Origin of the sequence: Arthrobacter sp. AOP36-A1-22, assembly GCF_052377615.1 — a bacterium.
Lineage (GTDB): Bacteria > Actinomycetota > Actinomycetes > Actinomycetales > Micrococcaceae > Arthrobacter_H.
In genome coordinates this window covers 1-17,577 of the sequence record NZ_JBQSWX010000004.1, presented here as the reverse complement: position 1 = coordinate 17,577, position 17,577 = coordinate 1, and the positions used below count along the sequence as shown (strand labels likewise).

The following is a 17,577-nucleotide window of genomic DNA, read 5'->3' as shown; positions in this document are numbered from 1 at the left end:
AACCTAGCCGGCCGTGGACTCCGCGTGCCTGCGACGGATCAGTGTCAGCCGCAGGACGGACAGGGCCACGGCCAGGGCCAGGCACGGCAGCATATAGGCAACGAGGTCCGCATCCGTGGCCAGCGAGACGGCGCCGAGGGCGATGGTCGCGACCATGAACACCCAGGCCAAGGGGGTGATGATCTTCAGCATGGCCCGCTCCTCCCCAGGATTCCATTGGTCCCTTCCCGGGCCCTGGGCGGGCTTGCTGCCCGGTGACCCGGCGGTTGTCCTGTCCGGCCACCGTAGGTTCCCCGCAACGCGGAGCACAAGAGGCACGTGCCTGGTTCCCGAAGCGTCGGTCGGCACTGTTAGATTCGAGCCCTGTCCGTTGGTAGGTCCGCGGCTGAGATGAGAAGGAGTGTGGATGTTCCTGCTGGATGCCGTGGAGGCCACCGAGCCGCCACCCTTGGTTTTCTCGGCTTCCGATCTGGTCACGGCCAGCGAATGCGAATACCAGAGTCTGTATAAACTCGACGTCAAACTGGGCCGCCGCGAGAAACCAGACTTCCCCGAGGACGCCTTGGCATCCCGCGCCGCGGACCTCGGTGATGTCCACGAACAACGGGTCCTGGAGCAGCTGGAACACACCCACGGTCCCTGGGACCAGGCCAGCGGCACGGGGGTCCGCCGGATCAACAAGGCCCCCACCATGGACCGGGCCACGCTTGAACGGCTGGCTGCCGACACCACCGAGGCCCTCACCCTCGGGGCCGACGTCGTTTTCCAGGCCACCTTCTTCGACGGCGAATTCCTCGGGTTCGCCGACTTCATCGTCCGCGGGGCCGACGGCCGCTACGCCGTCTGGGACTCGAAACTGGCCCGCCATGCCCGGGTCACCGCACTGCTGCAACTGGCCGCCTACGGGGACCAGCTCGAACGTCTGGGATTCGACCCCTCCCCGGTGGCGACCCTGGTGCTGGGCGACCTCGAACACAGCGACCATCCGATGCCCGATCTGCTGCCCGCCTACCGCGAGCTCCGGACGCGTTTTCGCCGGCTGACCGCCGAACACCGCGCCGCGGGGACCACCGTTGACTGGAACCGTCCCGGACTGCGGCGGTGCGGGACCTGTGATTACTGTGCCGAACAGGTCGCCGCCCACGATGACCTGCTGCTCATCGGCGGCATGACTGCGGCACGACGGCGGACCCTGATGGCCGAGGGCATCACCACCATGCATCAACTCGCCGAGCAGCCGGCCCCCGCCGGAGAGGACCCGGATTCGGGTCTGGGCCGTCTCCGCGAACAAGCCAGGGCCCAGACCGGGCTGATGGAATTCGACGGGTCCGCCAGCGTCGGGGAGCACACGGTCTCCTACCGTGTGCAGCCCACCCATGCCATCGGCGAGCTACCGGCCCCCAGCGACGGCGACATCTTCTTCGACTTCGAGGGCGACCCGCTCTGGCAGGACCCCGAAACCGGCACCTGGGGTATCGAGTATCTCTTCGGCGTCATCGAACACGACACCGGCACCCCCGTCTTCCGCCCGTTCTGGGCGCATTCCCGCGCCGGGGAGAAACGGGCGTTCCTGGACTTCCTGGACTATATCCAACAACGCCGTCAGCGGTGGCCCGACCTGCACGTCTACCACTACGCCCCCTACGAGAAGTCTGCGCTGCGCAACCTCTCGGTCCGGCACACCGCCGGGGAAGACACCGTGGATGCCTGGCTGCGCGAGTCCCTGCTGGTGGACCTGTATGACACCGTCCGCCATTCGGTGCGCATCTCGGAAAGCTCCTATTCGATCAAGAAGCTCGAACCGCTCTACATGGGCGCCGATGGCCCGCGGGACGGAGTCACCAACGCGGGGGCCTCGGTCGTGGCCTATGCGATCTACGCCGCCGACCGCGAGGCCGGGAACACCGAGGCCGCCGCATCGACCCTGGCCTCGATCTCCGCCTATAACGAATACGACTGCCTCTCCACGCTGCGCCTGCGTGATTGGCTGCTCTCACTGGCCGCCGACGAGCCGACCCCCGACCCGTCGCCCGGCACGGCCACCGGCGTCCTGCCCGGCACCGGGGCCCCGGCACCGGACGCGTATGAGCCCAGCGCCGAGGAACTGAGGCTGCAGTCCTATCTGGAGCTCGACGCCGATTTCTCATCCCTTCCGGACGCGGACCGCCCGGCGGCACGGGCCGACCACGCCGCAGTGGCCATGGTCGCCGCCGCCACCGGCTACCACCGGCGCGAGGACAAGCAGTTCTGGTGGGGCCACTTCGACCGGCTCGAATCCCCCACCGAGGACTGGGCCGAAACCCGGGGAGTCTTCCTCGTGGACTCCGCCGAAGTCCTCGAGGACTGGACCCGGCCACCGCGCGCCCGCACCGAACGCCGCGTCCTGGAACTGACCGGAACCGCCTCCGACGGAACCGATCTGCGCCCCGGCACCAACTGGTTCCGCATGTATGGCCCTCCCGTCCCCTCCGGCGCCGACGTCCCGGTCGATGCCGAGGGCCATCCGGTCCCCGCGGCGCGGGGCGGGATCTTCGACACCGCATTATTGTCGGTGGAGGTCAGCGGCCACGCCACGGTCCTCACGGTCGCCGAGAAATCCAGCGGGAGGATCCCCCCGTACCCGCAGACACCCATGGCACTGACCCCGGGGCGGCCCATCATGACCGTCAGCATCCGCGAATCGTTGGCGGAGCTGGCCCGCCAGGTCGGCTCCACCCTGGTGGTGCCCTCCCCCACCTCGGACCCGGGTGAGGCCCTGCCGGTGATCACCACCCCGCCGAAACTGCCCCACCACCCGGGGCTGGATATCCTGCGCCGGTCCACCCCGCGGCTGGCCAGTCTGGGCCGCCTTCCCGCGGTCACCGTCGATGACGAAGGCCGGGGGGACCATATCGGGGCGATCACCGAGGCCGTCGCCGACCTGGATCGCTCCTATCTGGCCGTCCAGGGCCCTCCCGGTACCGGCAAGACCCATGTCGGCTCCCATGTCATCGCCGCCTTGCTGGACCGCGGCTGGAAGATCGGGGTGGTCGGCCAATCCCATGCGGTCGTGGAGAACATGCTCGGAGCGGCCATCAGCAAGGCGGGGGTCGATCCGGAGCGGGTGGCCAAGAAGCCCAAGGACCCCCTCGTCCCCTCCCCTTGGTCGGTGACCGATGACAAGAAGTTCGCCGCCCTCCTCGAGTCCGAGGGCGGGGCGCTGATCGGCGGGACGGCCTGGACGATGACCGGAAAACAGGTTCCCGCCGGCTGTCTGGACCTGCTGGTGATCGACGAAGCCGGGCAGTATTCACTGGCCAATACGCTCGCCGTCGCCCGGGCCGCGGACCGTTTGCTGCTGCTCGGTGATCCGCGGCAGCTGCCCCAGGTCACCCAGGGGACCCACCCCGAACCCGTCGACGATTCGGCACTGGGCTGGCTTTCCGAAGGGGCCGCCACCCTCCCGGGACGGTTGGGCTACTTCCTCCCGGATTCCTGGCGCATGCACCCGGCCCTGTGTGCGAAGGTCTCGGTCCTGAGCTATGCCGGGCACCTGGCCTCGGCCCCGGCCGCCGCGCGGCGCCACCTCGAGGGGGTCGCCCCGGGAGTCGGCACCGTGCTGGTGGAGCACCACGGCAACGCGACCTCCAGCCTCGAGGAGGCCGCGGAGATCACCGCCCAGGTCGGCCGGCATCTGGGGCTGCGCTGGGACGACGGCGGACGCAGTCCGGTCCGCGGGTTGGGGCCCAGGGACATCCTGGTCGTCGCCGCCTACAACGCCCAGGTCAACGTGATCCGCGAGGCCCTCGATGCCGCCGGGTACGAGGACGTCCGGGTCGGCACCGTGGACAGGTTCCAGGGCCAGGAGGCCCCGGTGGTGCTGGTGTCCATGGCGGTCTCCGCCGCCGAGGAAACCCCACGCGGCATGGATTTCCTGCTCAACCGCAACCGGATCAACGTCGCCGTGTCGCGGGCACAATGGCGTACCGTCATCGTCCGTTCCCCCGAACTGACCAATTTCCTGCCCACCCGCCCCGAGGGGTTGGCCGAACTCGGGGCTTTCGTGGGGCTCTGCGGCTAAAGCAGCAAGGCTGGAGCCTCACCGTGCCAGCCGCCCCGATGCCGGGCAGGTCCTGCGGGCTCAGCCGTCGTGCTCGAACTCGCCCCGCATCGTGTTCAGCGTGCGACGGATGTTCTTGCGCTGGAACTCCGCGAAAAGCTGGCCGCCGGTGACGGCGCGGTCAAAGGCCCCGGCAAGCCAGTCCGGCCATTTAGACCTCCCATCGGTCCAGGTCTCGGTGACCCGGGTGCCCCCGTCAACGTCGTCGAGGTCGTAGGCCCAACTGGCGATCCTGCCGCGGAGCATCGGCCGACGGACACCGATCCTGCCCACGTCGAAGGCGAAACGTCGCCCCGGGTCCGACGCCGTGACGACACACCGGGTGATCCACCGGGCCCGCCCCCGACGATTGGTCCCCTCGAAGATCTCTCCCACCTGCAGCGGACGGCCCACCGCGGGGGTCGTGGCCCCGGTGTTTTCCGGGCTCCAGCGGGGCATCTGGGCGGGGTCGGCGAGCTGGGTCCAGATCGTCTCGGCGTCGACCTTGATGTCGACGCTGTCGCTGACCTGCATGGTGCGCTTCATTCGGGTCCTCCCGATCGTTGGCCCGGCCGCTGAACATCAACCGTGTTCGGAGCGTACCTCCTCGCGTCGGCGCCGCGAATTGGACGAAACCGCGACCGGCCCCTGCTAGCGTGTGGCCATGAGTGCATTCCACGGTCTCGTTGCCTATCCCGTCACCCCCTTCGACGACTCCGGGGCGATCGATCATCCGGCCCTGCGCCGTCATCTATCCACGCTGGCGGTTTCGGGGGTCGATTCCATCGTCGTGCTGGGCTCCTCCGGTAGTTTCGCCTACCTCGACGCCGCCGAACGCGCCGCAGTGATCACCACCGCCGTCGAGACCGTCCGCGAGGTCAATCCAGCACTGCCCGTCCATGCAGGGGTCAGCGCCGTATCCACCGCCGAACTGATGCGCCACGTCGAGGCGGCCGTGGCGGCAGGAGTCGACGGGCTGCTGCTTTCCACCGTGTCCTATGTGCCCCTGAACGACGACGAGGTCGCCACCCAGTGCCGGCTGGTTGCCGCCGCCTCGGATCTGCCCATCTGCCTGTATTCCAACCCGGCGACCACCAACTTCTCCTTCTCCCTGGACCTCATCGCCGAGCTGGCCGCCGAGCCGACGATCGTGGCGATCAAGGAAACGGCCGCCGATCTGGCGACCTTCATCGAACGCCACGAGGCCTTGGCCTCCCGCGTCCACCCCGGTTTCAGCCACGGCATGAGCGGGGACGCGTTGATCGCCGAGGCGGGCTTCGCCGCCGACGCCTGGCATTCCGGACCGGCTTCGGTGCTGCCGGCCCACTTCGGGGCGCTGCGGGCCGCCCTGGTCGACGGGGACATCGTCGAAGCGAACCGGCTGCAGGAGGAACTCACCCCGTTGATGCGCGAATTCAATGCGTTGCGCAAACTCAGCAACCTCCACGCCCTGGCCCGTGCGGCAGGCATCGATTCCGGGGAACCACGCCGCCCGCTGCTCCCCCTGCCCGGCAGCAGCCAGCGGGACCTGGCCCGGCTGCTCGGGGAGCTGTCCGAACCGCTGTAGCGATCCGGCACCGCCCCTGTGCACCAAGGGTTCGAACTCCCGGGTAACTCGTGCTAGACAAGGGGGCATGAAAATGCGCAATTTGGCGGGTTCCCCGGTGAACCCGCTGGGGCTGGGGTGCATGAACCTCAGCCACGGGTATTCGAACTTCCCGAGCTACGCCGACGGCGCCAGGCTCCTGCGTCACGCCCTCGATGCGGGGGTGGACCATTTCGACACGGCCACCCTGTACGGCAGGGGGTGCAACGAGGAACTCGTCGGCGCCGCCTTGGGAAAACGCCGTGACGACTACTTCCTGGCCAGCAAGTGCGGGTTGGAGATCATGGCTCCGGGAGAACGCGGACGCATCGACGGCCGACCCGAAACCATCAGGGCCCAAGCCGAGGCCTCGTTGGACCGGCTGGGCACCGATTTCATCGACCTCTACTACCTGCACCGCCTGGACCCGAACGTGCCGGTGGAGGAAAGCGTCGGCGCCCTGGCCGACCTCGTGGCCGAAGGGGCCATCGGGGCCATCGGCCTGTCGGAGGTCTCCACGGCCACCCTCTACCGGGCGGCAACCGAACATCCGATCGCCGCCGTGCAGAACGAATACTCGCTGGCCACCCGGAACTCCGAACTGGGCGTGCTGGATGCCTGCCGCGAGCTGGGTACCTCGTTCGTGGCCTTCAGCCCGCTCTCCCGGGGCTTCCTGGCCGGCACGCTACTCGATCCCTCCGAACTCCCGGAGCAGGACCTGCGCCACGTGTTGCCGCGTTTCACCGCCGAGAACTATCCGGCCAACCTTCAACTGCTCGATTCCTTCCGCCGGGTCGCCGAACGGCTGGGCCTCACCTGCTCCCAGCTGGCGCTGGCCTGGATCCTGGCCCAGGGCGATCACGTCCATGCCATCCCCGGCACCACCAGCACCGGGCACCTCGACGAGAATCTGGACGCCGGTTCCGTCGCCCTCGATGAGGCCACGGCCGCCGAGGTCGGGACGATCATCAACTCACAGACCATGCACGGCGCCCGGTACAACCCCGGTCAACAGCGGACCATCGACACCGAGGAGTTCACCGCCGCGCAGGCCTGAGCCGACCTATTCCTCGTCCTTCGGGGCGTGCCGGCTCCGGGCCGGGTCGATGACCTCCTCCACGTCGAAGAACTTCTCCAGGACGTGGTGCTTGCCCTTCAGCGCCGCGTTCATGCTCAACCCGTCCACGTTGATGCGGGCCTGGCGCACATAGTCGTCGGTGAGCTGCATCCAGGCGGGGGTCGAGGCGTCGATGCCGAAGTAGAAATCGAAGCCCGCCTTCTTGAACAGCTCGTATTTCGCCCCGGAATACGCGGCGGTGCCCGACATGTCGGCGCCGAACGGGAAGATCAGCAGGTCGGTGTCCCCCAGGATGGGGCTGACTTCCTGGTCCCATTTCCTCGTGTCGGCCTTCAGCCGCGCCATCGTCGAATTCGTGACGTTGGAGTGGCCCCAGGTATGGGAGGCGAAGACCCAGCCCTCGTCCTTCAGGGCCCCGGCGACCTTCTTCGCCTTCCTGGTCTGTGCCTTCACGTCGACCTCCGGGTCATCCCCGTATTCGATCTCGCTGGTGCGGTAGCCCAGCACCCCGTTGTAGCCGGTCAGTCCGAGGATGCCCTTGCTGCCGTGGTAGGAGAAATCGGGGTGCTCACGGACGAATGCGTCCACGACCGTGGGCAGGTCGTAGTCCCCATGGACCGTCGTTCCGGAGGGGGCCTGGTAGGTGTTGGTGATGTTCCCGTCGTCGTCCAGGGTCAGATTCGTGGCGAAGCCGTCGCCGTCCATGTATTCGTAATAGCTGACGTCGTCCTCGGAGAGGACCAACGGCTTCTTGCCCTGCGGCAACTTAATCGGCCGGTATTCCATCTCCCCGTCGGCGTTTTCGCGGGCGATGTCGTGCGGGTTGACCAGCACATAGCCCTTGTCGTAGACGGAGGCGAGGATGGCCTTGAATTCCTTGACCGTGACCATGTAGTCGGCATATCCCTGCGCACTGGGTCCGGGGGCGAAGGCCCGCTTCGGGTCAACGATCAGCGAGTGGAAGAACAGGTGGGAGATCTTCGAGTTGTCCTCCCAGGTCACCGCCTTCTTCTGCTGCGCGGTGATCTTGTCGATGAGATCGGACACGTCCCCGCCCTCGAGATCCTCGAGCTGTTCCAGGGCGGTGGAGTAGTCGTAGTGCGCCGCCGCCGTCCTGGCCTCATCGATCGCGGCCTCGCGCTGGTCCGCTGCCGAGGGCCCCTCGGATCCGCCGTCTGGTGCCAGGCCCGGCCCGGAGGCCCAGGCGCCCCCTCCGGGAGGCCCTTCCTGGCCACCGGATTCCGCGGCGCAGCCCGACAGGCCCAGGGAAACGGCCAGGGCGGAGGACAGAAGCAGGGCACCGGTGGAGCGTGTTCTCCTGGCGGAGGACATTATTGCTACCTCTTTCAGCACGTCGAGCGGACGAAGGCCGGCGGGGGTGCGATCAAACATCCGCTGTCTTCCACGCTAGCCCCGACCTTTGATCCGGACGCACGCGACACGTCGGTTGTGGCCTAGAATGACCATCCGGCCCTCGACGGTGCGAACGCCGTTCGTCGCGCTGCCGCGGCTTCCTTTTCGACCATCACCCGTCCATCGTCGTCCCCCACCGTGTGGGGCGGAAAGTAGCAGATGCCTTCAATCGAACCCGCCGTTGCGACGTGGGCCGACCAGCAGGAATTCAGGTCCTCCCCCGCCTGGAAGCTGCTCTCGGCGACGCCGTGGACGGTCGCGTTCCTGCGGGCCGAGTTCACCCAGGCCCGTCCCCGCGTGGGGTTGGAGGCGTTCCATGCCTCGTTGCAGGCCTTCCTACGGCATCTCCGCTCCGCCGGGACACCGCTCAACGACGCCTGGCAGGCCCAGCAGTACGCCGATTCCTGGGTGCGGGCCGGATATCTGGCGCGGCCGCTGATCGATGGCTCCTTCGTCTACGAGCCGACCGCCCATACCGCCCGGGTGCTGACCTTCCTCGAAGGCTTCTCCGGCTCGGGGACCAATTTGAACTCCTCGCGCTTGAACACCCTGCTGACCAGCATCGAGTCCCTGGCCCATGAAACCGATCCCGACCCCGAGGCGCGGATCCGCCAGCTCGAAGCCGAGATCGCCGAACGCACCGAACGGGTCCGGGCCCTGCGTTCCGGGGCCGCCCCGGCCGTGTTGCCGGCCGACGGGGCCATGGCCGCGGCACGCAGCATCCTGGATCTGGCGGCGAACCTGCCGGCCGACTTCAAGCGCATGCGCGACGGTGTACGGCATATGCTCCACCAGGTCAGACGGGAGATCATGGAAGGCTCGGTGGCCAAGGGCGTGGCCGTCGGCCGGGTCTTGGAAGGTGATAGGCAACTGCGCAGCACCGCCGAAGGCGAGACGTTCCGGGGGTTCACCGAGTTCCTCAACGATCCGACCCGGCAACACCGCTTCCGCCAGGCCATCAACGAAGTACTCGAACGTGATTTCGTCGATGGCCTCAACGCCCAGGAACGCCATACCCTGGCCACCTTGCTGCGTGAGCTGCGCCGCCAGGCCGCCGAAGTGCATTCGAGCTATGGCAAGCTCTCGGAATCCCTGCACGCCTTCGTCCAGTCCGACGAATTCCGCGATTCGGTCCTGCTGCGCCGGACGGTGCGTAGCGCCGAACTGGCGGTCGCCGGTTCCGAGGCACTCGGCCCCCGGACCCCGGTCACTGCGGTGAAGCTGTACGCCCCGGCCTTCTCGACCCTGTCGGGCCTGGGGATCTTCGACCCCCAGGAGCATGTGGCCCCACCGAAGCTCGCCGAACCGCCGGCGATGAGCAGCGCCGACATCCGACGCACCCCCAGCACCCCGAAGGCCGATGCCGACCGGCTCGACACGGCCATCGCCACCGCGGTGGACTCCGCCGCGGGCCCCCTCACCCTCGGTTCCGTGTTCGCCGGGCTCGAGACCAGGGACCACCATGTGAACACCATCCGCTACCTCATCGAGGCCGCCCGCACCGCCGGACGGGACGTGGACACCACCAGATTCGAGTCGATCACCTTCAGCCAGGTCGACGGCTCCGAACGCACCGCCTACCTGCCCGTGATCACCTTCGCGAAGGACACCGAATGAGCCACCCGGACCCCGAATCCCCCGCCCTCGCCCCCCACGGTGCCTCCGGGGACGACGACCAGACCCCGGACACCGCGACCCCCTCGGGCCGCCGGGCCGAGGGAGAGCTCTTCGACGGGGACACCGGCAGATTCGAGTTGGCGCTGCGCCAGGCGCTGATCCGCTTGCTGCGCGGCCCCTACCTGGACGGGAGCGCCGATGCGCGGCTGTGGCAACTGGTGCTGGACCGACGCCGGGAGATCTCCGCCTTCGTTGCCGAGCTGTTCCTGAAGCTGCAGATCGATCCCGAACGGAAGATCGCCCTGCTCGTACCGGTGCCGACCCAGACCGTCCACACCACCGCGATCGTGCCCCGCAAGCCGCTGCGCCGCGAGGAGACCCTGTTGGCGCTGCGGTTGCGGCTGCTGCTGGACCGTCATGCCGGCACCGGAACCGATCCGGTGATCTCCCGCGCCGGGGCCCGGGAGCTCCTCGAGGAGCATCGCCATCCCGGGGCCCTGGACGATAAGCGGCTCGAGGAGCTCACCGATTCCTCCTTGGCCCGGCTGGCTGCCCTGAAACTGATCCTGCCCACCGAACTCGACCACGAATACCGGGTCTCCGGGGCCCTGGCGCTGGCCCTGCCCTTCGATTCGATCGATGAGATCCCCGCCTATCTGCAGTCCCTGGACCGGGCCGCCGACGAGGGGATGGAGCCGACGCTGGAACTGGATTCCGACGTCGTCCCCGATGACCCGGAGGACGACTCCGGGAAGCCCGACGACGACGCCGAAGATGACCCCGTGACCACCACCAACCCCGAAGGGGCGGCCCAGTGACCATCTCCCAGACCCTGCCCTTCGGTGAGGCGATCAACCCCGGACAGCAGCGCCTGTGCTCGATCCAGGTCATCAACTGGGGCACCTTCCACGGCCGGCACGAACTGTATGTGGACCGCGACGGCACCTTGCTCACCGGCCGCCCCGGCGTCGGCAAGTCCACCCTGTTCGACGGAATCGGCCATATCTTCCATGCGGCCCCTCGACTGAACGAATCCGCCCATGAGGCCTCCACCCGCAAGGACCGGCGCACCACCTACTCCTATATGCGTGGACGTCGCTTCACAACCGAAACCGGCACCCTGTATCAACGTCCCGGCGCCACCTGGAGCGCCGTGGCCCTGACCTTCGAGGACGGGTTGGGGACCCGGACCTGCATCGCCGTCCTGTTCGACCTTCCGGCCCAGGGCCTGGAGGGCCAGGTCGGCAAGCACTATGTCATCGGGGACGGCACCCTGGATACCGCGGCGTTGGAAGAGCACGGCTCCCGCAGGTTCTCGCCGTCCTCCCTGATGAAGGTGCTCCCCGGGTTCGAGGCCTTCGATGTCCACCGCACCTTCGCCGAACGGTTCCGCCGGCGCCTGGGTATCGACAACGACAAGGCGTTCTCGCTGCTGCGCACCCTGCAGAACGGCAAAGGCCTGGACCGCGGGGTCAACCAATTCTTCCGCTATGAGGTCCTGGAGGTCCCCTCGACCTTGAAGGCCGCTGCCGGCGCGGTGGAGGACTTCTCCCATCTGCGGGGGATCCACCGCCAACTCGAGGAGGCCCGCGCCCAACGAGATGCCCTGGAGCTGGTGCCCGAACAGCATCGACGCCACCAGGAACTCACCGAATCCCTGCGCCACCTCCAGGGCCTGGGGCGGCATCAATTGCCGCTGCTGCGCGAACATCTGGCCGCCGAACTGCTGGGCACCCGCTCCGCCGCCATCGCCGCCGAACTGAAGGCCAACCGCACCGCCATTTCCGAGGTCTCCGAATCCCGGACCGTGCTGGCCGAACGGGTGCGTTCACTGACCGAACAACACGACTCCCATGGAGGCCAGGCGGTCCAGGCGCTTGAACGTGAACTCGAGGCGGCCCGCTCACGGTTGGCCGAGCGCCAAGGGATCGCCTCCACCCTGAAGGCCCGCATGCACGACGCCGGGGTGGCGCTGACGTTCTCGGCTTCCGGTCTGCAGGCGGCCCGTCGCCAGGCGGCGGTGACCGCCGAAACCCTGCAGGGGGTGGCCAAGGATGCGACCACCATGGAACACGAGGCGATCGCCGCGTCCATGGAGGCGCGCGAGAAGGCGCAGAAGCTGCGCCAGGACATCGATTCCTACGCCCGCAGGGGCTCGAACATCGACGGCCTCTCGGCGGCGGCCCGCCGCCGGATCTGCTCCGAAACCGGGATCGCGGCCGAGGACCTCCCCTTCGCCGGGGAGCTCATGGACATGGCCCCCGGGGCCGGCCCCTGGCGCGCCGCGGCGGAGAAGGCCTTGCGCTCACTGGCCACCACCCTGTTGGTCGGCGGCGAGGACATCGAACGGGTGACGGCGGCGGCGGATCGGTTGGAAGGCTATGGCAGGTTGCGGTGGATCGACCTCTCGGCCCACGTCCCCGGCGGCCGCGACGGGGACCCGGTGGCCACCGCCGCCGACCAGGCCCTGGTGACGAAGCTGGAGTTCAAGCTATCCGAGGCCGGCCAGTGGTTGCAACGCAAGATCGCCGCCGACCACGATTTCATCTGCGTGGCCACCGATGCCGACCTGCACGCCGAACGACGGGCGATCTCCCGGGCCGGGACGATCAAATCCGGCCGCGGTTCCTTCGAACGCGATACCCGGCCCGTGGCGGCCTCGGACTACCTGTTGGGCTTCACTAACGAGGAGAAGATCTCCGAACTGACCGTCCAGGTCGACCAGTTGGACGCCGACCGGGCCCAAGCCGAGGAGCTGGCCGCCGAACGCAGCCGTTCCAAGGATTCCCTGGCCCGCAAACTCTCCCTGCTGCGCGAGCTGGTCGCTGACGAACGTCCCTTCTCCGCGCTGGATTCCTCGGTCCAGGGCGCCGCCGTCGAGGAGCTGGAGACCCGGATCGCCGAGGCCATGGATTCCAGCACCGACCTGGCCGGGCTGCGCACCGCCCTGGAGACGGCCCGCACCGAACTGGAATCCGCCGTCGGACGGCTGGCGGTACTGCGCAACCAGACCGCGACGCTCGAGTCCCGGGCGGCGACCGCGAGCACCCAGCTCGAGGCGGCCCGTGCCTCCAGCGCCGCGGCCGCCCCGGAGGCGCAGGCCCGTGAAGAGCTGGGCGCCGAGCCGCTGCTGGCCGAGGCAATGCACCGGTTGGAGGCCGGCGAGGACTTCGACCTCGCCGAACTGGATGCGGCGGTGTCGGCGACCTCACTGGATCTGGGCGAACGCACCACGGAGGTGCGTGAACTCGTCTTCTCCACCGAGGCCACGCTCACCGAGACGTTCCGCCAATTTGCCCGCGACTTCGGCATGACCACCTCTGCTTCCTTCGGCACCGGCATCGAAAGCGCCCCGCACTATGTGGCACTGCACCGGGCGATCGTCCAGGAGGGGCTGCCGCAACGCCAGGAGGAGTTCCGCGAATACTTCTCCAACCGTTCCTACGAACGCTTCTCGGATCTGCTGCAGCTGTTGGAGGAGGAACGCCGCGGGATCGGTGAACGCATCCTGCCGTTGAACCAGATCCTGGCCGATGTCCCCTTCGAGCATGGCTCGTACCTGCGTCTGGAAGTCACCACGGTCGTCCCGGAAGAGGCCCGCGATTTCCGCACCGCGCTCAAGGAGGCGCTCGGCAACGCCTACGGCTCCCGCGGGGTGGAGGAATTGAGTGCGAACTACAAGGCGTTGGAGCAGCTGGTGGACGCCCTGGACGATCCGGCACGGCAAGCCTGGCGGGATACCGTTCTGGACGTGCGCCAACATGTGCGGATCAGCTGCAACGAGCATAAGCCCGGCGGTGAGATCGAAAACGGGTTGGAACCGGGCACGCTCTCCGGCGGTGAGGGCCAACGCTTCACCTCGTTCATCATGGGCGCCGCCTTGGCCTACCAGTTGGGCTTCGCCCTGCAGGGCTTCACGACCTACGGGACCGTGATGATCGACGAGGCGTTCATCCAGGCCAACGCGGAGTACGCCGCCGCCGGCATCAACGCGCTGCAGGAGTTCGGCTTCCAGTTGTTGCTGGCCGCCCCGGAGGACAAGATCGATCTGGCCCTGCATCTGGGTTCGGTCTCGGACATCATCAAGCATCCCGCCTCGAACGTCTCGGGTTTCGTCGAGACCGGCCGCTCCCCCGCCCTGGCCACGGACATCATCCTGCGCTGAGCCGTGGGGCCGGCCCCGGACCGGCGGCTACGGGTGGAAGCGCTGTTCGTGTTCGGCATGGCGTTCGGTTTCGATCTGGAACGTCGAGTGCTCGATGGACACGTCGAAGTGCCCGGCCACGCAGTCCTGCAACGAGTCCAGCATGCTCGAGGCCCTACCGTCGTGGAAGGCATCCTCATGGACCACGACGTGCGCGGTGAGCACCGGCAGGCCGGTAGCGATCTGCGAGGCGTGCAGATCGTGGACCGAAAGGACTAGATCCTGGGAGAGCAGGTGCCGTCTGACCTCCTCCAGGTCCAACCCGCGCGGGGTCGATTCCAGCAGGATGGACGTCGTCTCACGCAGCAGCCGGAACGCCCGGGGCAGGATCAGGGCACTGATGAACATGGCCGCCAGTGCGTCCGCGCGCATCCACCCGGTCGTGCTGATGACGATGGCGCCGACGATCACCGCCACCGAGCCGAGGGCGTCGTTGACGACCTCCAGGAAGGCGGCGCGCATGTTCAGGTTCGCCCCGCGTCCGGAGCTGAGCACGACGATCGCAATGATGTTCCCGACCAGTCCGACGATCCCGAAGACCAGCAGCCCGGTGGCCGCGACCTCGGGCGGGGCGAAGAGCCGGCGGATGCCGTCGATCATGGCATAGAGTCCAACGGCGAGCAGCAGCGTGGACTGGGCGGTGGCCGAGAGCACCTCGGCCCGTCGGAAGCCCCAGGTGCGCCGGTCGGTGGCCGGGCGTCCCATGAGGGTCGCCGCAGTCAGGGCCATGAGCAGGCCGGCCGCGTCCGTGAGCATGTGGGCGGCATCGACGAGCAGGGCTAGCGAGCCGGTGACGACCGCACCGATGACTTCGGCAATGAGAATGACCGCGGTGATCCCGAACGCGATGGCCAGCCGGGGCCGGTGCTCGACGGCTCCGCCACTGTGGTCGTGGGAATGCGAATGACTCATGTGCACTCCGGCCCGGTGCGGTGGGACTCGTGCCAATGGTGGGCGGCCAGGGCGACCTCGTTGCCGCTGTCGGCCAACAGGGTCTCGGCGGCGAGAAGCAGGACGTCGATGTGCTCGGGTTCGGCCAGCGAGTACATGCTGGCGCGGCCGACCGGCCGTGACGACACCAGCCCGCAATCACGCAGGCAGGTCAGATGTGCGCTGACCGTGCTCTGGGCCAGGCCCAGATGCTCGGTCAGTTCCCTGACTTTATGTTCCCCGGTGCGCAGATGGCGCAGGATCAGCAATCGGGTCGGATCGGCCAGCCCGTGGAACAGGGCCGCCGCCGGGGCCAGCGGTCCCGTCGTCGGTTCGCCCTTCCGCATTATCATCGTCATATAACGATGATAGCCGTATCCAGCGTTGATTGCGAGGGGCCTTCCCGCCTGCCGGAGCCGGCGGGAAGACTGCGGACCTCAGATCAGGGACCCCATCCCCACCCGGGAACGCAACCAGTCCCGGGGGCGGAAGCGCTCACCATAGACGTCGGCCAGCTCGTCGGCCCGGGCCACGAAGCCCGCGATGCCCCCTTCGTGGTTCGTGATGAAGGTGGCGGCCCCGCCGGTCCCCGGGGGGAACCCGACCCCGAAGATCGAGCCGATATTTGCCGAGGCAGTATCCGTCAGGACGCCATTCTCGAAGCAATGGGCCGTCTCCAGCGCCATGCGGAAGAGGTAGCGGTCCTGGATGTCCTTCGAGGCGAGCTCGGTCCCGCGGGCGAAGTGTTCCCTGAGCCCCGGCCACAAGGTCTTGCCGCCGCCTGTCGGATAGTCGTAGAACCCGCCTCCTGCGGCGCGGCCTTTTCTGCCATAGTCATCGACCATCGTGTCAATGAGGCGTTCCCCCGCTGCGGGTTCGCGGACCGCACCGGCGGCCGCGTATTCCTTTTCTTCTTCGGCCCGGGTGTGCTGGGCCAGCGTCAGCGAGACCTCGTCCAGCAGAACCAGCGGAGGGGCAGGGAAGCCCGCCTGGGTGGCTGCACGTTCGATCACATGCGGATCCACCCCCCTCCTCCAGTAATGCCGTGGCCTCCACGATCAGCGTCCCGAAGACCCTGGAGGTATAGAACCCACGGCCGTCCCCGACGGTGATCGGGATCTTCCGGATCTGCTGGACCAGATCGTAGGCCCGAGCGACGGTGGCATCCGAGGTCTGGTCTCCTCGGATGATCTCCACCAGCTTCATCTTCTCCACCGGGGAGAAGAAATGGAGCCCCACGAAATCCTATGGGCGTCCGCTCGTGCCCTGCAGCGTTGAGATGGGCAGCGTCGAGGTATTCGAGCACAGCAGCGCCTCGGCAGGCAGCTCGGTTTCGGCTTCAGCGAAGACAGCGGATTTCAACTCGAGGTTCTCAAAGACCCCCTCGATGACCACCTCTGCCCTCGCCAGGTCTGCGGCCCGACCCGTCGGGTGGACTCGGGCCAGGATCGAATCCGTCGATTCCTGGTCCAGCCGCCCCTTGGACACCTGGCTGGCGAGCACATCCGAGACATGGGACTTGCCCTTCTCGGCACCCGCCTGATCGACGTCCTTCAGCACCACGTCGATGCCTGCCCGAGCGCAGGAATAGGCGATCCCGGCGCCCATCATCCCGGCGCCCATCATCCCGGCGCCGAGGATCGCGACGGTGCCGACTTTCTGCGGCTTCGGCCCCTGCGGGCGGAGCCGGCCTGAACCGATCGACTGCTGGTCGAAGAAGAAGGCCTGGATCATGGCCTTGGCCGTGCGGCCAACCACGAGGTTGGCGAAGGCCCGCGACTCGATACGGCATGCGGTATCGAAGTCAACCAGCGTCCCTTCCACGGCCGTGCTGAGGATCGCCCGGGGCGCCGGAAGGTCTGCTCCCTTGAGCTGTTGGCGCAGCAGTGCAGGCAGGGACGGAAGAATGGCGGCCATCGATGGCGATGCCGCGGTTCCACCGGGAATTTTGTATCCCTTCGCCGCCCAGGGTTGGGTATTCGGCTCCTCCTGCTGCTGGTTATGGGTCCAGGCTCGAGCGGCGGGCAGCAGTGCCTCGGGGCTGTCGACCAGTTCATCCACGACACCCTGCTGGTGTGCCGCCTCGGGGTCACGCTGTTGACCCTGGAGCAACCAGTCCATCAACGCCTTCTGGATGCCCAGCATCCGCACCATCCGGGTGATTCCGCCGCCGGGCAGCAGTCCCAGCCCTACTTCGGGGAGGCCGAATTTGTTTCCGGGGCTGTTCACCGCGATACGGCGATGGCAGGCTAGCGCAATTTCTAGTCCGCCGCCTAGTGCCGTGCCATTAAGCGCAGCCACCACCGGGACTCCCAGCTGCTCGAGGCGCCGCAGTTGGGCTTTGATGGTTTGGGCCTGGTCGAAGAGTTTATCGGCGTCTTCGGCAGTGGTCCGATAGATCGCTTCGAGGTCCCCGCCGGCAAAGAAGGCCTTCTTGGCGCTGGTCAGGATGACTCCGGTGATCTCTTCCCGCTGCGCTTCCAGCATCTCGACGGTTTCGGCCATCGAGGCCTGGTAGGCGTCGCTCATTGTATTGACCGAGGCCTCGGGGTCGTTCATGGTCAGGGTGACGATTCCGTCGTCGTCGCAGAGGGTGGCGAGGCCACGCTCGAGCTCACGCCGTTCAAGTTCGTCGACCAGGGTTCCCAGGATCATGGCGCCGGTTGCCCCGA

At 67.7% G+C, this 17,577-nt stretch carries 12 protein-coding genes and 1 pseudogene; 6 read left to right on the top strand and 7 right to left on the bottom strand.

All coding sequences use genetic code 11. The features are described from left to right. Positions 1-3: 3 nt before the first annotated feature. Positions 4-192 carry a hypothetical protein gene (locus ACT3S2_RS03590; RefSeq protein ID WP_444555041.1) on the bottom strand — a complete coding sequence of 63 codons (189 nt, stop codon included), beginning with the start codon at positions 190-192 and terminating at the stop codon, positions 4-6. 214 nt (positions 193-406) lie between these two features. Between ACT3S2_RS03590 and ACT3S2_RS03585 the strand changes: the two genes are divergently transcribed. After that, entirely contained in the window at positions 407-4,060 is a 3,654-nt protein-coding gene (locus ACT3S2_RS03585) for a TM0106 family RecB-like putative nuclease (RefSeq protein ID WP_444561243.1), read from the top strand. A 60-nt stretch (positions 4,061-4,120) separates the two neighbouring features. Here the strand turns inward: ACT3S2_RS03585 and ACT3S2_RS03580 are convergent, their stop codons facing one another. Next, a complete protein-coding gene (locus tag ACT3S2_RS03580) occupies positions 4,121-4,624 on the bottom strand; it encodes an SRPBCC family protein (protein ID WP_444555039.1) in 504 nt (167 codons plus the stop codon). Positions 4,625-4,742: 118 nt separating this feature from the next. On the opposite strand from ACT3S2_RS03580, the gene ACT3S2_RS03575 reads away from it, so the two are divergent. Both ACT3S2_RS03575 and ACT3S2_RS03570 read left to right on the top strand, forming a co-directional pair. Then, complete coding sequence (locus ACT3S2_RS03575; protein ID WP_444561242.1) at positions 4,743-5,645, top strand: dihydrodipicolinate synthase family protein; 903 nt, start codon at positions 4,743-4,745, stop codon at positions 5,643-5,645. Positions 5,646-5,712: 67 nt separating this feature from the next. Further along, entirely contained in the window at positions 5,713-6,720 is a 1,008-nt protein-coding gene (locus ACT3S2_RS03570; RefSeq protein ID WP_444555037.1) for an aldo/keto reductase, read from the top strand. A 6-nt stretch (positions 6,721-6,726) separates the two neighbouring features. On the opposite strand, the gene ACT3S2_RS03565 is transcribed toward ACT3S2_RS03570, so the two are convergent. Beyond that, positions 6,727-8,073 (bottom strand): polysaccharide deacetylase family protein, encoded by a 1,347-nt coding sequence (locus ACT3S2_RS03565; RefSeq protein ID WP_444561241.1) that lies wholly within the window; start codon positions 8,071-8,073, stop codon positions 6,727-6,729. 240 nt (positions 8,074-8,313) lie between these two features. Here ACT3S2_RS03565 and ACT3S2_RS03560 point away from each other — a divergent pair, with 240 nt between their 5' ends. Genes ACT3S2_RS03560 through ACT3S2_RS03550 form a run of 3 tightly spaced genes read left to right on the top strand, consistent with a single transcriptional unit; the run spans position 8,314 to position 13,936 of the window. Next, entirely contained in the window at positions 8,314-9,771 is a 1,458-nt protein-coding gene (locus ACT3S2_RS03560; RefSeq protein WP_444555035.1) for a DUF3375 domain-containing protein, read from the top strand. Then, positions 9,768-10,589 carry a DUF4194 domain-containing protein gene (locus ACT3S2_RS03555; RefSeq protein ID WP_444555034.1) on the top strand — a complete coding sequence of 274 codons (822 nt, stop codon included), beginning with the start codon at positions 9,768-9,770 and terminating at the stop codon, positions 10,587-10,589. Before ACT3S2_RS03560 ends, ACT3S2_RS03555 begins: the two co-directional genes overlap by 4 nt. Beyond that, on the top strand, positions 10,586-13,936 hold the full coding sequence (locus ACT3S2_RS03550; RefSeq protein ID WP_444555033.1) for an ATP-binding protein: 3,351 nt from the start codon (positions 10,586-10,588) through the stop codon (positions 13,934-13,936). The genes ACT3S2_RS03555 and ACT3S2_RS03550 overlap by 4 nt, the downstream gene beginning before the upstream one ends. A 27-nt stretch (positions 13,937-13,963) precedes the next feature. On the opposite strand, the gene ACT3S2_RS03545 is transcribed toward ACT3S2_RS03550, so the two are convergent. From ACT3S2_RS03545 to ACT3S2_RS03530, 4 genes and pseudogenes are all read right to left on the bottom strand, one after another. Beyond that, positions 13,964-14,887, bottom strand: a complete 924-nt coding sequence (locus ACT3S2_RS03545) for a cation diffusion facilitator family transporter (protein ID WP_444555032.1) — start codon at positions 14,885-14,887, stop codon at positions 13,964-13,966. Beyond that, a complete protein-coding gene (locus ACT3S2_RS03540) occupies positions 14,884-15,264 on the bottom strand; it encodes an ArsR/SmtB family transcription factor (protein ID WP_444555031.1) in 381 nt (126 codons plus the stop codon). The genes ACT3S2_RS03545 and ACT3S2_RS03540 overlap by 4 nt, the downstream gene beginning before the upstream one ends. Positions 15,265-15,342: 78 nt before the next feature. Continuing rightward, entirely contained in the window at positions 15,343-15,918 is a 576-nt protein-coding gene (locus tag ACT3S2_RS03535) for a 3-hydroxyacyl-CoA dehydrogenase family protein (protein ID WP_444561240.1), read from the bottom strand. A gap of 145 nt (positions 15,919-16,063) precedes the next feature. Then, positions 16,064-17,434: pseudogene (locus ACT3S2_RS03530) on the bottom strand (3-hydroxyacyl-CoA dehydrogenase NAD-binding domain-containing protein); the annotation flags it as partial. Positions 17,435-17,577 lie beyond the last annotated feature (143 nt).

Coding starts and splice junctions, on each gene's coding strand:
- ACT3S2_RS03590 (WP_444555041.1), bottom strand. CDS start 192: ATGCTGAAGATCATCACCCCCTTGGCCTGGGTGTTCATGGTCGCGACC.
- ACT3S2_RS03585 (WP_444561243.1), top strand. CDS start 407: ATGTTCCTGCTGGATGCCGTGGAGGCCACCGAGCCGCCACCCTTGGTT.
- ACT3S2_RS03580 (WP_444555039.1), bottom strand. CDS start 4,624: ATGAAGCGCACCATGCAGGTCAGCGACAGCGTCGACATCAAGGTCGAC.
- ACT3S2_RS03575 (WP_444561242.1), top strand. CDS start 4,743: ATGAGTGCATTCCACGGTCTCGTTGCCTATCCCGTCACCCCCTTCGAC.
- ACT3S2_RS03570 (WP_444555037.1), top strand. CDS start 5,713: ATGAAAATGCGCAATTTGGCGGGTTCCCCGGTGAACCCGCTGGGGCTG.
- ACT3S2_RS03565 (WP_444561241.1), bottom strand. CDS start 8,073: ATGTCCTCCGCCAGGAGAACACGCTCCACCGGTGCCCTGCTTCTGTCC.
- ACT3S2_RS03560 (WP_444555035.1), top strand. CDS start 8,314: ATGCCTTCAATCGAACCCGCCGTTGCGACGTGGGCCGACCAGCAGGAA.
- ACT3S2_RS03555 (WP_444555034.1), top strand. CDS start 9,768: ATGAGCCACCCGGACCCCGAATCCCCCGCCCTCGCCCCCCACGGTGCC.
- ACT3S2_RS03545 (WP_444555032.1), bottom strand. CDS start 14,887: ATGAGTCATTCGCATTCCCACGACCACAGTGGCGGAGCCGTCGAGCAC.
- ACT3S2_RS03540 (WP_444555031.1), bottom strand. CDS start 15,264: ATGACGATGATAATGCGGAAGGGCGAACCGACGACGGGACCGCTGGCC.